The following is a 13,658-nucleotide window of genomic DNA, read 5'->3' as shown; positions in this document are numbered from 1 at the left end:
GAGGGGGACCGATGCCAGCTAAATCCCTGATGTTCATGGGCACCGGCTCCGATGTCGGCAAATCCCTCCTCGTCGCCGGCCTCTGCCGCGCGCTGGTCAATCGCGGCCTCCGCGTCGCCCCCTTCAAGCCGCAGAACATGTCCAACAACGCCGCCGTCACCGCGGATGGAGGCGAAATCGGCCGCGCCCAGGCCCTGCAGGCCCGCGCCGCCCGCCGCGACCCCGTCACGGCCATGAACCCGGTGCTGCTCAAGCCCGAGCAGGAAACCGGCTCGCAGGTCGTGGTGCGTGGCCAGCGCCGCGCCTCCATGTCGGCGCGGGCATACTGGCAGGAAAGGGGCAAGCTGATGCCCGAAATTCTTGCCGCTTTCTCGGAGCTTGCCCGTGATTTGGATGTGGTTGTCGTCGAGGGCGCCGGCAGCGCCTCCGAGGTCAATCTGCGCGCCAACGATCTCGCCAATTTCGGCTTCGCCCAGGCCGCCAATGTGCCGGTGGTTCTCGTCGGCGACATCCACCGCGGCGGCGTCATCGCCTCGCTGGTCGGCACCTTCGCCGTCATCGATCCCGCCGATGCGGCGCTGGTTCGCGGCACCCTGGTCAACAAGTTCCAGGGCGATCCCGCCCTCTTCGCCGACGGCGTTCGTTTCATCGCGCAGCGCACCGGCGTCCCCTGCTTCGGCCCCGTCCCCTGGTTCACCGACGCCACAAAACTCCCCGCCGAAGACGTCCTCGCGCTGGAATCCTATTCATCCAGCCGGGCAGGGGCCTTCACCATCGCCGTGCCTCGCCTGCCGCGCATCGCCAATTTCGATGATCTAGATCCCCTGCGCGCCGAGCCTGGCGTCAGTCTCATCCTCGTCGAGCCTGGCCAGCCGCTGCCCCGCAACGCCGATCTGATCATCCTGCCCGGCTCCAAGGCGACGCGCAGCGATCTCGCCGCCCTCCGCCACAACGGCTGGGATGTCGACGTTGCCGCCCACCACCGCGCCGGTGGCCAAATCCTCGGCATCTGCGGCGGCTACCAGATGCTCGGCCGCACCATCGCCGATCCCGATGGCGTCGAGGGCCCCCCCGGCAGCAGTCCCGGCCTCGGCCTGCTCGACGTCGAAACCACGCTTACCCCGGTCAAGCAACTCCGCGTCGAACAGGCCGTTCACGCCGCCTCCGGCGCCGCCATCAGCGGCTATCACATGCATATGGGCGCCACCTCGGGCCCCGACCGCAACCGCCCCTTTGCTCATGTCGCTGGTGAAAACGAAGGCGCCGTGAGCCCGGATGGCCGCGTCGCCGGCACCTACCTGCACGGCCTCTTCGCCGCCGATCCGTTCCGCCGCGCTGTCCTCGGCAACGCCGCCAGCCCCGACCTCGCCTATGAAGCGGGCGTCGAGCAGGCCCTTGACGATCTGGCCGCCCACCTCGAAAAGCATCTCGATATCGAAGCCCTGCTGGCGTTGGCGGAGGACGTTCAATGGTGAAAGTGGCTGCTGCCCCCTCATCCGTCTCGGCTGCGCCGAGCCACCTTCTCCCACGAGGGGAGAAGGGTTCCGACTGCGATGTCTCGGTTCCGTCCCCTTCTCCCCTGGTGGGAGAAGGTGCCCGAAGGGCGGATGAGGGGGTATTCTGATGTCCTTCATTCCCCCCCTCGCGCTGCTGCTGGAGCGCTGGCTCGGCTATCCGCCCCGCCTCACTGACGCCATCGGCCATCCCGTCATCTGGATCGGCCGTTTCATCACCTTCATGGAAAAAGGCGTCGACAAGCGCGAGCGCACGCCCAGCCAACGCCGCGATGCCGGCATTTTCACGCTCGGCCTGCTGCTGTTGGTCACGCTTGTCGTTGCGCTCATGGTCCAGCAGCTCCTGCGCAGCCTCCCCTTCGGCTGGGTGCTCGAAATCCTCGTCGCCACGCCCTTCCTCGCGCAAAAGGAACTCGGCCGCGCCGTCGAAGCCGTTGCCACCGCCCTGCGCACCTCGCTCGAAGCCGGCCGCGAATCCGTCAGCCACATTGTCGGCCGCGACCCGCAGGCGCTCGATGAGGCCGGCGCCGCCCGCGCCGCCATCGAAACCCTGGCTGAAAGCACCTCCGACGGTGTCGTCGCCCCCTGGTTCTGGCTGGTCGTTTTCGGCCTGCCCGGCATCGCCCTCTACAAGGCCATCAACACCGCCGATTCCATGATCGGCCACATGAACGAGCGCTATCGAGACTATGGCTGGGCCGCCGCCAAGCTCGATGATCTCGTCAACTGGCTCCCCGCCCGCCTTACCGCCATTCTCGTTATCGCCGCCTGCTTCATCACGCCCCATGCCAGCCCCAGCAAGGCCTGGGCCGCCGCCCGCCGTGATGCTTCCAAGCACGAATCCCCCAATGCCGGCTGGCCCGAAGCCGCCTTCGCCGGCGCCCTCGGCTTCAAGCTGGGTGGCCCGCGCAGCTACGATGGCGAACTGGTCGACCTCCCCAGCTTCGGCGACGGTAAATCGGCTCTGGTCGGCAGCGACATCCTGCGCGCACTGGTGCTCTATCGCAGCACGCTCAATGTGCTGCTGGGGCTGAGTGTGGTAGTGGCGCTATTGGTCTGGGTGGCTTAGGCGCGGGGCCTTGCCACGCCCTCGTGGTTCGAGGCTCGCGAAGGGCTCGCACCTCACCATGAGGCTACTGGAACACCGGGCTAAAAGTAGCCCTCATGGTGAGGTGCGCTTCTTCAGCGCCTCGAACCACGAGGGCGTGCCCCACCCCTCAAGCCTCATACACTCGCCCCCGCCCCGCCGCGCTCTTCAGCGTCATCGGCAGCCCGGCCACGATGAAATGCACCTCGTCGCAAATCTCGGCCAGCCGCTGATGCGCCGATCCCGCCAGGTCGCGAAACGTCCGCGCCATGGCATTATCGGGCACGATGCCCAGCCCCACCTCATTGCTCACCAGGATCACCCTGGCCGCCTTGAGCTGCACCAGCGTCGCCCCCAGTTCGCTCACCGCCTTGGCCACGTCCTCGTTGGCCACCAGCAGATTGGTGATCCACAGCGTCAGGCAATCCACCAGGATCACATCGTGCTTTTTCGCCGCCGCCACCAGCGCATCCGATAGCGCCAGCGGTTCCTCGATCGTGGTGAAGCGTGCGGCCCGCCCGGCGCGGTGGCTGGCCACCCGGTCGCGCATTTCGGCGTCCAGCGCCTGGGCCGTCGCCATATAGGCGGGCCTGCTGCCGCTGCGAATGGCCAACTGCTCGGCAAAGGCCGTCTTGCCCGAGCGCGCCCCGCCCAGCACCAGCACATGTCCAGTCATTTGCACCTCTCCGTAACCGTCCGCCGCTGCGGTCATAACAGCAAAAAGCGCGAGCGCCGAACGGGTTGCGCCATCCATGGCGGCAGGCCATGCCTGCAGCGTCCCTGGCGGCTGCTTTTTGTGCCTTATTCTACTTTCGTCTTAGCATCTTTCGCATTATGGTCCGCGCCGAAACCAGACCCTAGAATCCCCCAAAGTTCGGAGCACCCTGGCGTGACCAGATACTACCTTGGCGTTGATGGTGGCGGTACCAATTGCCGCGTGCGTCTGGCCGACGAGAATCTGAAGACGCTGGCCGAAGTCAGGAACGGCCGCTCCAACCTGCAGATCGACGATGGCGAGCCTGCCTTCAAGGCCATCAGCGACGGCACCCGCGACGTGTTCAGGGCGGCCGGCCTCGATTATGCCGAAACCGCCAATACCTATGCCTGCTTCGGCATGGCCGGCGGCCGCATGGATTCTGCCCGCGCCGAATTCGCCGCCCGTCCCTGGCCCTTCGCCGGGGTGAAGGTCTATGACGATATCGATATTGCCCATGCTGGCGCCCTTGGCGGCGAAGAGGGCGGGGTCATCATCGTCGGCACCGGATCGGCCGCCATGTCCATCGTCGATGGCAAGCGCCACCAGGCCGGCGGCTGGGGCTTTCCCACCGGCGACCAGATGAGCGGCGCCATTCTCGGCCGCGAGCTGATGCGCTATTCGGTCGAGGCTGAAGATGGCCTGGTCGAGGCCTCGCCGCTGACCAAGGCAGTAATCGCCCGGCTCGGCGGCGACAATCAGGCCGTCATGGCCTGGGCTTTCGCCACGGCGCTCGACCTCAGGATCACCAGCAGCGATGGCAGCGAGGGATGCGACGATGCCCTCATCGGCCGCGCCCCGGCCGAATTCGGCAAGCTGATGCCGCTTTTCATCGATTATCTCGAAAAAGGCGACCCGGTTGCCCGCAAGATGCTCGATATCGAGCTCGAATACATCGACACCTATGCCCGCTGGTTCAAAAAACATGGCGCCCAGGTCATGGCCATTGTCGGCGGCTTCGGCGAGCGCCTCTACCCCATTCTCTCGCAGCGCTACGGCAATTTCGTCGCCCTGCCCAAATTCGAGCCCCTCCATGGGGCCGTCATCCTCGCCAAGCAGAACTTTGCGTCAAACTAAGGGACTTGCCCCAGTGTCCAGCCGTATCATTCCCGTCCAGCCTTTCGACTATGTGGTGTTCGGCGCCACGGGCGACCTGACCAAGCGCAAGCTGATCCCGGCGCTGTATCATCGCTTCAAGGACGGCCAGTTCGACGACAATAGCCGCATCATCGGCGCCTCGCGATCCAAGCTCTCCGACGCCGATTTCCAGAAAGCGGCGCGCGACGCCATCGCCCAGTTCGTCGAGAAGGAATATCAGGACGAAAAGGTCATCGACCGCTTCATCAAGATTTTCTCCTATGTCCCGGTCGACGCCAGCAAGCCCGACGAGGCCGGCGATCTCGGCGCCAAGCTGCGCGACGATCCCAAGGTCATCCGCGCCTTCTACCTCGCGGTGGCGCCCGACCTGTTCGAGCCCATCGCCGAATATCTCCACAGCAAGAAGCTCTATCGCCGCGATGCCCGCGTCGTCATCGAAAAGCCGCTGGGCCACGACCTGGCTTCGTCGGTCGAAATCAACGACGGCGTCGCCAAGATATTCAAGGAAGATCAGGTCTATCGTATCGACCATTATCTCGGCAAAGAGACCGTCCAGAACCTGCTGGCCCTGCGCTTCGCCAATACGCTGTTCGAGCCGATCTGGAATTCGGCCCATATCGACCATGTCCAGCTGACCGTGGCGGAATCGGTCGGCGCCGGCACGCGCGGCTATTACGACGAGAGCGGCGCCCTGCGCGACATGATCCAGAACCACATGCTGCAGCTCCTCTGCCTCGTGGCCATGGAGCCGCCGGCCAGCGACGACGCCAATGCCCTGCGCGACGAAAAGCTCAAGGTTTTGCGCGCGCTCAAGCCGATCAGCAATGGCGACGTGGCCCGCAACACCGTGCGCGGCCAGTATAAGGGCGTGAAGTCCGAAACCACCTCGGTCGCCGGCTATCAGGACGAATTGCCCGACGAGAAAAAGGGCAGCCGCACCGAAACCTTCGTCGCCCTCAAGGCGGAAGTCGAAAACTGGCGCTGGTCGGGCGTGCCCTTCTATTTCCGCACCGGCAAGCGCATGGCCAGCCGCGTCTCGGAGATTTGCATCCAGTTCAAGCCGATCCCGCACTCCATCTTCGATCACGCCGAAGGCGCGCCCAAGGCCAACAAGCTCATCATCCGCCTGCAGCCCGACGAGGGCGTCAAGCTGATGATGATGATCAAGGATCCGGGTCCCGGCGGCATGCGCCTGCGCGAAGTGCCGCTGAACCTGAGCTTCGCCGCCACCTTCACCGAGCGCACGCCCGAAGCCTATGAGCGCCTGCTGATGGACGTGATCCGCGGCAGCCAGACCCTGTTCATGCGCCGCGACGAACTCGAAGCCGCCTGGAAATGGATCGACCCGATCCGCGAAGCCTGGGAACGCGCCAGCGAACCCCCGCAGGCCTACACCGCCGGCACCTGGGGCCCATCCGGCGCCATCGCATTGATCGAACGCGACGGCCGGACATGGTATGAGGATGATGTGTGATGAGGCCTGTTGGGTGCGATAGACCCGCATCCACCAGGCGGCACCTCCCCCTTGACGGGGGAGGTTGGGAGGGGGTGTTGGGAGCTCGGATATCCGGGCCAACCGCCCCCCACCCTTGATCCCTCCCCGCGAGGGGGAGGGTGTCGACTGAGACATCAGGGCCATATCGGCCCATGACCACGAGTGACCGGCCCATGACCATCGACCGCCGCAGCTTCGCCGACAAGCCCACCCTCGCCAGGGAACTGGCCGAGGCCGTGGCCGATCGCATCCGCGCCGCCATCGAGACGCGCGGAACGGCAGCCATCGCGGTCAGCGGCGGCTCCACCCCCGGCCGTTTCTTCCAGGCCCTGGGCAAGACCAAGGACATCGACTGGTCCAAGGTCATCGTCACCCTGGTCGACGAGCGCTGGGTCGATGAAACCAATGATCGCTCCAACGCGCTCCTCGTCAACGAGCGCATGCTGCAGGGCCCCGCCGCCACCGCCCGCTTCTTCCCGCTCTATTCGGGCGGCGCCGAGCCCGACGCGGCCCATGTCGCCAAAACCAATGCGCTCCTGGCCGACCTGCCCGACACTTTCGCCGCCGTCATCCTCGGCATGGGCAATGACGGTCACACTGCCAGCTTCTTCCCCGGCGGCGACACGCTCGACCAGGCGCTGAGCGCCGAAGGCCCGGCCCTCGCCATCCGCGCGCCCGGCGCCGGCGAGCCGCGCATCACCTTTACCCTTCCGCGTCTCCTCCGCACGGATGGGCTGTACCTTCATATCGAAGGGGAGGAAAAGGCCGACGTGCTCGACACGGCTCTGGGCGATGGTCCCGTCGCGGACATGCCCATTCGTGCCGTCCTGCGGTCCGGCCACGCCGTCACTGTCTACTGGTGCCCATAGTCCCCTTCGCGGTCCCCAATCGACTGCTTAGGCCACTACGCGGCTCCGGTCATTTTGTAGGAGCTCGACCATGTCTGTCCACCAGGCCATCCAGGATGTCACCACCCGCATTGCCGCGCGCAGCCGCGACAGCCGCCGGGACTACCTGAACCGCCTCGACGCCGCGCGCGAAGCCGGCGTCAACCGCGCCGTGCTGTCCTGCGGCAATCTCGCCCACGCCTTCGCCGCCTGCTCGCCGGCCGAAAAGGCCCAGCTCGCCGGCAACAAGGCGCTCAATCTGGGCATCGTCACCAGCTATAACGACATGCTCTCGGCCCATCAGCCCTATCAATTCTACCCCGATATCATCAAGGAAGCGGCCCGTTCCATCGGCGCCACCGCCCAGGTCGCCGGCGGCGTCCCCGCCATGTGTGATGGCGTCACCCAGGGCCAGCCGGGCATGGACCTCTCGCTGTTCTCCCGCGACGTCATCGCCATGTCGACGGCCATCGCCCTCAGCCACAACATGTTCGACGCGGCTGTCTATCTCGGCATCTGCGACAAGATCGTGCCCGGCCTGCTCATCGGCGCCCTGACCTTCGGCCATCTGCCGGCCGTCTTCGTGCCCGCCGGCCCCATGCCCTCGGGCCTGCCCAATGACGAAAAGAGCAAGGTCCGCCAGCTCTATATGGAGGGCAAGGTCGGCCGCGCCGAACTGCTCGAAGCCGAGAGCAAGTCCTACCACTCGGCCGGCACCTGCACCTTCTACGGCACCGCGAACAGCAACCAGATGCTCATGGAGATCATGGGCCTGCACCTGCCCGGCGCCAGCTTCGTCAATCCCGGCACCCCCTTGCGTGACGCCTTGACCAAGGAAGCCACCGTCCGCGCCCTGTCGCTGACCGCCCTGGGCAATAACTACACCCCGGTCGGTCACGTCATCGACGAAAAGGCCATCGTCAACGGCCTGGTGGGCCTGCACGCTACCGGCGGCTCCACCAATCACACCATGCACCTCATCGCCATCGCCGCCGCCGCCGGCCTTCAGGTCACCTGGGACGACATGAGCGATCTCAGCGACGCGACGCCCCTGCTGGCCCGCGTCTACCCCAATGGCGTGGCCGACGTGAACCATTTCCACGCCGCCGGCGGCATGGGCTTCCTCATCCAGGAACTGCTGGAATCCGGGCACCTGCACGAAGACGTCAAGACGGTCTGGGGCGAGGGCCTCTCCGGCTACAAGGTCGAAGCCAAGCTCATCGAGGACAAGCTCACCTTCGAACCCGCGCCGAAGGAATCCGCCCTGCCCAAAGTGCTGACCTCGACCAAGGCCCCGTTCCAGACCTCGGGCGGCCTCAAGCTCCTCACTGGCAATCTCGGCCGCTCGGTCATCAAGGTCTCCGCCGTCAAGCCCGAGCACCGCGTGGTCGAAGCCCCCGCCCGCGTCTTCCATGGCCAGGAAGGCCTGCAGGCCGCCTTCAAGGCCGGCGAACTCACCGGCGACATGATCGCCGTGGTCCGCTTCTCCGGCCCCCGCGCCCTCGGCATGCCCGAACTCCATAAGCTCACCCCCTCGCTCGGCATCCTGCAGGATCGCGGCTTCAAGGTCGCTCTCCTCACCGACGGCCGCATGTCCGGCGCCTCCGGCAAGGTCCCCGCCGCCATCCACATGACGCCCGAAGCCATCGACGGCGGCCCCATCTCCAAGATCCGCGACGGCGACCTCATCCGCCTCGACGCCAATGAAGGCACGCTCACCTTCCTCGGCGACGAACGCGAATTCCTCTCCCGCACCCCCGCCACCGAAGACCTCCGCCCCCAGCATTACGGCATGGGCCGCGAACTCTTCGCCGGCTTCAGGAGCCTCGTCGGCGTGGCGGACAGGGGCGCCAGCGTGTTCCAGTAGGGGTTAGGCCGCAGGCAGGCTCATCGGTTCAATCGACCTCAGCGCCTCGTTCGCCTCCGCCTCGGCCAGCGTCAGGTCATAGAGCCCCTGCATATTAATCCAGAATTCGGGCGTCATTGAAAAGAACCGCCCCAGCCGCAGCGCCGTGTCGGGCGTCACGCCCGTCTCCTCCCGCACCAGCCGCTCGATCCGCGTGCGCGGCACGCCAAGCCGGGCGGCGAGCGCATAGGGCGTCAGCGCCAGCGGCTCCAGCAATTCTTCACGGAGATATTCGCCGGGGTGAACCGGAGGCATGATCCTGATGGCCATGGCTATTTTCCTTCAGTGATAATCCACGATCTCGACATCCTCGGCGCGGCCATCGATCCAGCGGAAGCAGATGCGCCATTGATCGTTGATGCGGATCGAGTGCTGCCCGGCGCGATTGCCGGATAGCGCTTCAAGCCGATTGCCCGGCGGAACCTTTAGATCGGCAAGCTCGGTGGCTGCCATCAGGGCCGCCAGCCTGCGCTGCGCCGGCCGCAGGATATCCGCCGCAAAGCCCTTGGGGCTTTTGCCCCGCGAGACGTCTTCGGCAAATTTGCCTTTGAACGATCCGATCATCGTCTGTCCATTGACGTATCAATATATGATACGTAGTCTTAAGTCAAGAAACTCGTATCGTTCGATGATACGCTTACCTGCTCCGCCCGAACAACCGCTCAATATCCCTCTTCTTCAGCTCGACATAAGTCGGCCGCCCATGGATGCACTGGCCCGAATGCGGCGTCGCTTCCATGTCGCGCAGCAGCGCATTCATTTCGTCCACCCGCAGCCGCCGCCCCGCGCGCACCGAGCCGTGGCAGGCCATGCGCGCGATGATCGCCTCCATCCGGTCGCTCACCGCCGCGATGCTCTCCCATTCCGCCAGGCCATCCGCCACGTCGCGCACCAGCCCTTCGATATCCGAATTGCCCAGCAAAGCCGGGGTCTCGCGCACCGCCACGGCACGCGGCCCGAACCGTTCGAGATAGAGCCCGAACCGCTCCAGCTCGCCCGCCGCCTCTTCCAGCCGGGCGCAATCCTCCTCCGGCAGTTCCACCACCAGCGGGATCAACTGCGCCTGGCTCACCACCGGGCCGGCGGCGAGCTGCGCCTTGAACCGCTCATAGACCAGCCGTTCATGCGCCGCATGCTGGTCCACCAGCAGCAGCCCCTCGCCATTCTGCGCGATGATGAAATTGTCGAACATCTGCGCCCGCGCCGTGCCCAGCGGAAACTCCATCAAAGCCGGCGCCGCCTCGGCCTCCACGCGGGCGCTCGGTTCGCTCAGCCCCTCCAGCGTGGCGCCGAAATCGGGCGCAAACGGATTGGCGCTCCCCGCGCCCACGCGCTCATAGCCGGCAAACGGCGCCCCGGTCTCGGCCCGATAGGTCGGGGCAGGCGAGGGGGCTGCATAAGCCGGCGCCGTAAACGCCCCCAGCACATCCTCGGCCACCGTGCCCGAAGCCTTGAATCCCGCCGCCGCCAGCGCCTCGCCGATGGCGCGGATCACCGCGCCGCGCACCGCCCCGGCATCGCGAAAGCGCAATTCCGCCTTGGCCGGATGCACGTTCACATCCACCTCGCCGGGGTCGATGGCGATATAGAGCGCCGCGACAGGAAAGCGGTCGCGGAACACATAATCGGCATAGGCCGCCCGTACCGCGCCCACCAGCACCTTGTCCTTCACCGAGCGGCCATTGACGAAATAGAACTGGCTCAGCGAATTGGCCCGCGTATAGGTCGGCAACCCCGCCAGTCCCGCCACCACCACGCCATGGCGGCTCGTCGCCAGCGTCACCGCATTGTCGGCGAAATCGTCGCCGATCACCTGGCCCAGCCGCGCCTGCAAGGCCCCGGTCCCCGTCACGGCAGGCCAGTTGCTCGCCGTCCGGTCGCTGCCATTGAGCACGAAATGCACCGCGGGATTGGCCATGGCCAGGCGCTTCACCACATCGGTAATCGCCCCGGCCTCGGCCCGGTCGGTCTTGAGGAATTTCAGCCGCGCCGGCACATTGGCGAACAGATTCTTCACCTCGACCACTGTGCCCCGGTTCATCGCCTGCGGTACCGGCCCCGATCGCAACCCGTTACGCACCGTAAGGCGCAGCCCGCTCTCCGCCTCCGCCGTGCGTGAGGCAATGCTCAGCTCCGCCACCGACCCGATCGAGGCCAGAGCCTCACCGCGAAAGCCCAGCGTGCGGATATCGTCAAGATCGTCCGCCGAGAGCTTGGATGTCGCATGCCGCTCCACCGACAGCACCAGGTCGGCCCGGTCCATGCCATGCCCGTCATCCTCGATGCGGATCAGCCCCTTGCCGCCCGCCGCCGTGGTCACCACCACCCGGCTTGCCCCGGCATCGATGGCATTCTCCACCAGCTCCTTGACCACGCTGGCAGGCCGCTCCACCACCTCGCCGGCGGCAATGCGGTTGATCAGGTCTTCGGGTAGCTGACGGATGGGCAAGGGCGATTCTCCTGGGTGGAGAATATAGGGCAGGAGACAGCGGTTTCCGACCCGGATTTGCGCGGTATTGGCAATCCGCTGTTCTATCGGCTCCTGCCTACCCTCCCCTCAAGGGGGAGGGTGGCGATGAACACCGGCATCGCACAAACGGAATGCGCCCAGGAAGGTGAACAGATTGCCTTCGAGGCACCATGTTGCCCGACCCACCGCACTACTCCTCCCCCTGTCAGGGACAGGGAGGGGGTATCCCACAAAACATCGCCCCATCCCAACCCCGATTGACCAATCCCCCGCCACCGGTTCACCTAGCGCCATGACGGACACGCGCACATCGGCCTGGCACGCCCTGGCCCGCCGCATCAATGCAGGCTGGGACCTGGTGGCCTATCATTTCTCGCCGCCCGGCCTGCTGCTCGGCTCGGTGCTGTTCGCCCTCTCGCTCACCCCCTCGCTGCTGCCGCGCACCGAACTGGTGCAGGGCGTCCTTTCCGGCTGCAGCTTCGCCGTGGGCTATGGCATCGGCAATTTCGCTCACTGGTCCTGGGGCTTTCTCGGCCTGCGCGTCCCCCCCGGACGGATCACGCGCCTGCTCGGCTTTGTCGTGGCCCTGGCCTGTCTCGTGCTGCTCGGCATCGCGCTGGGCAATGCCAATCCCTGGCAGAATTCGGTGCGCGCCGTCATGGGCATGGCCCCGGTCGCCACCAGCCAGCCCCTGCTGATCGCGGCTGTGGCCCTGCCCATCGCCCTGCTGCTCATGCTGGCCGGCAAGCTGCTCGTCACGCTGATCCGCCTCGTCTGGCAGAAGCTGCCGCCCGCCATGCCGCCTCGCGCCGCCCTGCTGCTCAGTGCATTATTGGTCGGCGCCGTGATGGCCCTCCTGGTCAATGGCGTCGTGCTGCGCGGCGCCCTCCGCCTGGCCGACCGCTTCTATGAGCGGCTCGATGCTGTGGTGTCCGACAGTGGCGATGCGCCCGCTCGCCCCAGCCAGACCGGCAGCGACGCCTCGCTCATCCCCTGGAACACGATCGGGCGCGATGCCCGCCTCTATGTGCAGACCGGCCCCGATGCCGCCGCCATCACGGCCATGACCGGCAAGCCGGCCATCGAGCCCCTGCGCAGCTATGTCGGTCTGCGCTCGGCGCCGACGGTGGAGGCCCGCGCCCGGCTGGCTTTGGCCGAGCTGGAGCGCATCGGCGCCTTCGACCGCTCGGTGCTGGTCCTGGTCATGCCGGTCGGCACCGGCTGGGTCGACCGCGCCGCCATCGACACGCTGGAATATCTCCATGGCGGCGACGTCGCCACCGTTGCGGTGCAATATTCCTATCTCACCTCCTGGCTGTCGCTGCTGGTGGAGCCCGACTATGGCAGCGAAACCGCCCAGGCCCTGTTCCAGACCGTCTATGAACACTGGACGCAATTGCCGAAAACCCAGCGTCCCCGGCTCTACCTTCACGGCCTGAGCTTGGGCGCCCTGGCCTCGCAGGCCTCCGCCCCGCTCTATGACGTGCTGGGCGATCCCTTCCAGGGCGCGCTCTGGGTCGGGCCGCCGTTTTCCAGCGGCATCTGGCGCTGGGCCACCACCAATCGCCAGCCCGGCTCGCCTGCTTGGCTGCCGCGCTTCGGCAATGATACCGCCATCCGCTTTCTCAACCAGTCAGGCACGACGGCCTGGCCCGATACGCCCTGGGGGCCGATGCGGACTGTCTTCCTGCAATATGCCAGCGACCCGATCGTTTTCTTCGATCCCGCGGCCGATTGGCAGCGCCCGGATTGGCTCGCCGCGCCGCGCGGTCCCGATGTATCGCCCGCGCTCAACTGGTATCCGGTGGTCACCTTCCTGCAGCTGGCGCTCGACATGGCGCTGGCGCAGACCTCGCCCATAGGCTACGGCCATGTCTATGCCCCGCGCGACTATATCGACGCCTGGGTCGCGGTCACCCAGCCGCCAGGCTGGACCGGGGCCGAGCTCGAAGCGCTCAAGCGCAAAATCCCCGCCGACGAGTACCTGCCGTGACCAGCCAATCCCCCATGGATCTCGCTTTATCCCTTGCCGAAGAGGCCGCCGCCCATGGCGAAGCCCCGGTCGCCGCCGTGATCGTCGAGGGCGAGGTGGTTCTCGCCGCCGAGCGCAACCGCATGAAGGCGCTGGGCGATCCCACCGCCCATGCCGAAATGCTGGCCATCCGGACAGCCTTGAAAACGCGCGGCACCGGCCGCCTCGATGGCTGCGACCTCTATGTCACCCTTGAGCCCTGCGCCATGTGCGCCGGCGCCATCGCCCATGCCCGCCTGCGTCGCGTCTATTTCGCCGCCGAGGACATCAAGGCCGGCGCGGTGGAAAACGGTATTCGCCTCTTCACCCAGCCCACCTGCCACCACGCCCCCGAAGTCATCTCCGGCCTCGGCGCCACCCGCGCCGAAACCCTGCTGCGCGACTTCTTCCGCGCCTTGCGGGAGTAGATCGCGGA

General features: G+C 66.4%; 12 protein-coding genes. 8 read left to right on the top strand and 4 right to left on the bottom strand.

Annotation, left to right across the window (positions count from 1 at the left end):
- Positions 1–11 precede the first annotated feature (11 nt).
- Both ASD80_RS01810 and cbiB read left to right on the top strand, forming a co-directional pair.
- Positions 12–1,475 carry a cobyric acid synthase gene (locus ASD80_RS01810; RefSeq protein ID WP_156460276.1) on the top strand — a complete coding sequence of 488 codons (1,464 nt, stop codon included), beginning with the start codon at positions 12–14 and terminating at the stop codon, positions 1,473–1,475.
- 148 nt (positions 1,476–1,623) lie between these two features.
- Positions 1,624–2,583, top strand: coding sequence for an adenosylcobinamide-phosphate synthase CbiB (gene cbiB / locus ASD80_RS01805; protein WP_056228075.1), 960 nt, complete (start codon positions 1,624–1,626; stop codon positions 2,581–2,583).
- 148 nt (positions 2,584–2,731) lie between these two features.
- On the opposite strand, the gene cobU is transcribed toward cbiB, so the two are convergent.
- The gene (cobU, locus tag ASD80_RS01800) at positions 2,732–3,277 is read right to left on the bottom strand and encodes a bifunctional adenosylcobinamide kinase/adenosylcobinamide-phosphate guanylyltransferase (RefSeq protein WP_056228073.1); all 546 of its coding nucleotides are present in this window, start codon (positions 3,275–3,277) and stop codon (positions 2,732–2,734) included.
- Between the two features lie 213 nt (positions 3,278–3,490).
- Here cobU and ASD80_RS01795 point away from each other — a divergent pair, with 213 nt between their 5' ends.
- The 4 genes from ASD80_RS01795 (at position 3,491) to edd (ending at position 8,702) form a co-directional block, all read left to right on the top strand.
- Positions 3,491–4,432, top strand: a complete 942-nt coding sequence (locus tag ASD80_RS01795; protein WP_162247298.1) for a BadF/BadG/BcrA/BcrD ATPase family protein — start codon at positions 3,491–3,493, stop codon at positions 4,430–4,432.
- A gap of 13 nt (positions 4,433–4,445) precedes the next feature.
- The gene (gene zwf / locus ASD80_RS01790) at positions 4,446–5,927 is read left to right on the top strand and encodes a glucose-6-phosphate dehydrogenase (RefSeq protein ID WP_056228068.1); all 1,482 of its coding nucleotides are present in this window, start codon (positions 4,446–4,448) and stop codon (positions 5,925–5,927) included.
- A gap of 194 nt (positions 5,928–6,121) precedes the next feature.
- Positions 6,122–6,817 (top strand): 6-phosphogluconolactonase, encoded by a 696-nt coding sequence (pgl, locus tag ASD80_RS01785; protein WP_056228065.1) that lies wholly within the window; start codon positions 6,122–6,124, stop codon positions 6,815–6,817.
- A 70-nt stretch (positions 6,818–6,887) separates the two neighbouring features.
- A complete protein-coding gene (edd, locus tag ASD80_RS01780; RefSeq protein ID WP_056228062.1) occupies positions 6,888–8,702 on the top strand; it encodes a phosphogluconate dehydratase in 1,815 nt (604 codons plus the stop codon).
- 3 nt (positions 8,703–8,705) lie between these two features.
- On the opposite strand, the gene ASD80_RS01775 is transcribed toward edd, so the two are convergent.
- From ASD80_RS01775 to mutL, 3 genes are all read right to left on the bottom strand, one after another.
- The gene (locus tag ASD80_RS01775; protein ID WP_056228059.1) at positions 8,706–9,011 is read right to left on the bottom strand and encodes a HigA family addiction module antitoxin; all 306 of its coding nucleotides are present in this window, start codon (positions 9,009–9,011) and stop codon (positions 8,706–8,708) included.
- Between the two features lie 12 nt (positions 9,012–9,023).
- Positions 9,024–9,305, bottom strand: coding sequence for a type II toxin-antitoxin system RelE/ParE family toxin (locus ASD80_RS01770; RefSeq protein ID WP_056228056.1), 282 nt, complete (start codon positions 9,303–9,305; stop codon positions 9,024–9,026).
- A gap of 73 nt (positions 9,306–9,378) precedes the next feature.
- A complete protein-coding gene (gene mutL, locus ASD80_RS01765) occupies positions 9,379–11,190 on the bottom strand; it encodes a DNA mismatch repair endonuclease MutL (protein WP_056228054.1) in 1,812 nt (603 codons plus the stop codon).
- A gap of 313 nt (positions 11,191–11,503) precedes the next feature.
- Here mutL and ASD80_RS01760 point away from each other — a divergent pair, with 313 nt between their 5' ends.
- Together ASD80_RS01760 and ASD80_RS01755 are read left to right on the top strand one after the other, a co-directional pair.
- Complete coding sequence (locus tag ASD80_RS01760; protein WP_082554976.1) at positions 11,504–13,204, top strand: alpha/beta hydrolase; 1,701 nt, start codon at positions 11,504–11,506, stop codon at positions 13,202–13,204.
- Positions 13,201–13,650: a nucleoside deaminase gene (locus ASD80_RS01755; protein WP_244488904.1), complete on the top strand. Its 450-nt coding sequence runs from the start codon at positions 13,201–13,203 to the stop codon at positions 13,648–13,650. Before ASD80_RS01760 ends, ASD80_RS01755 begins: the two co-directional genes overlap by 4 nt.
- Positions 13,651–13,658 lie beyond the last annotated feature (8 nt).

The sequence above is a fragment of the Devosia sp. Root635 genome, from assembly GCF_001427605.1.
In the GTDB taxonomy this organism is placed as follows: domain Bacteria; phylum Pseudomonadota; class Alphaproteobacteria; order Rhizobiales; family Devosiaceae; genus Devosia.
The sequence above is the reverse complement of the archived record's forward strand: the minus strand, read 5'-3'. Positions and strand labels throughout refer to the sequence as shown.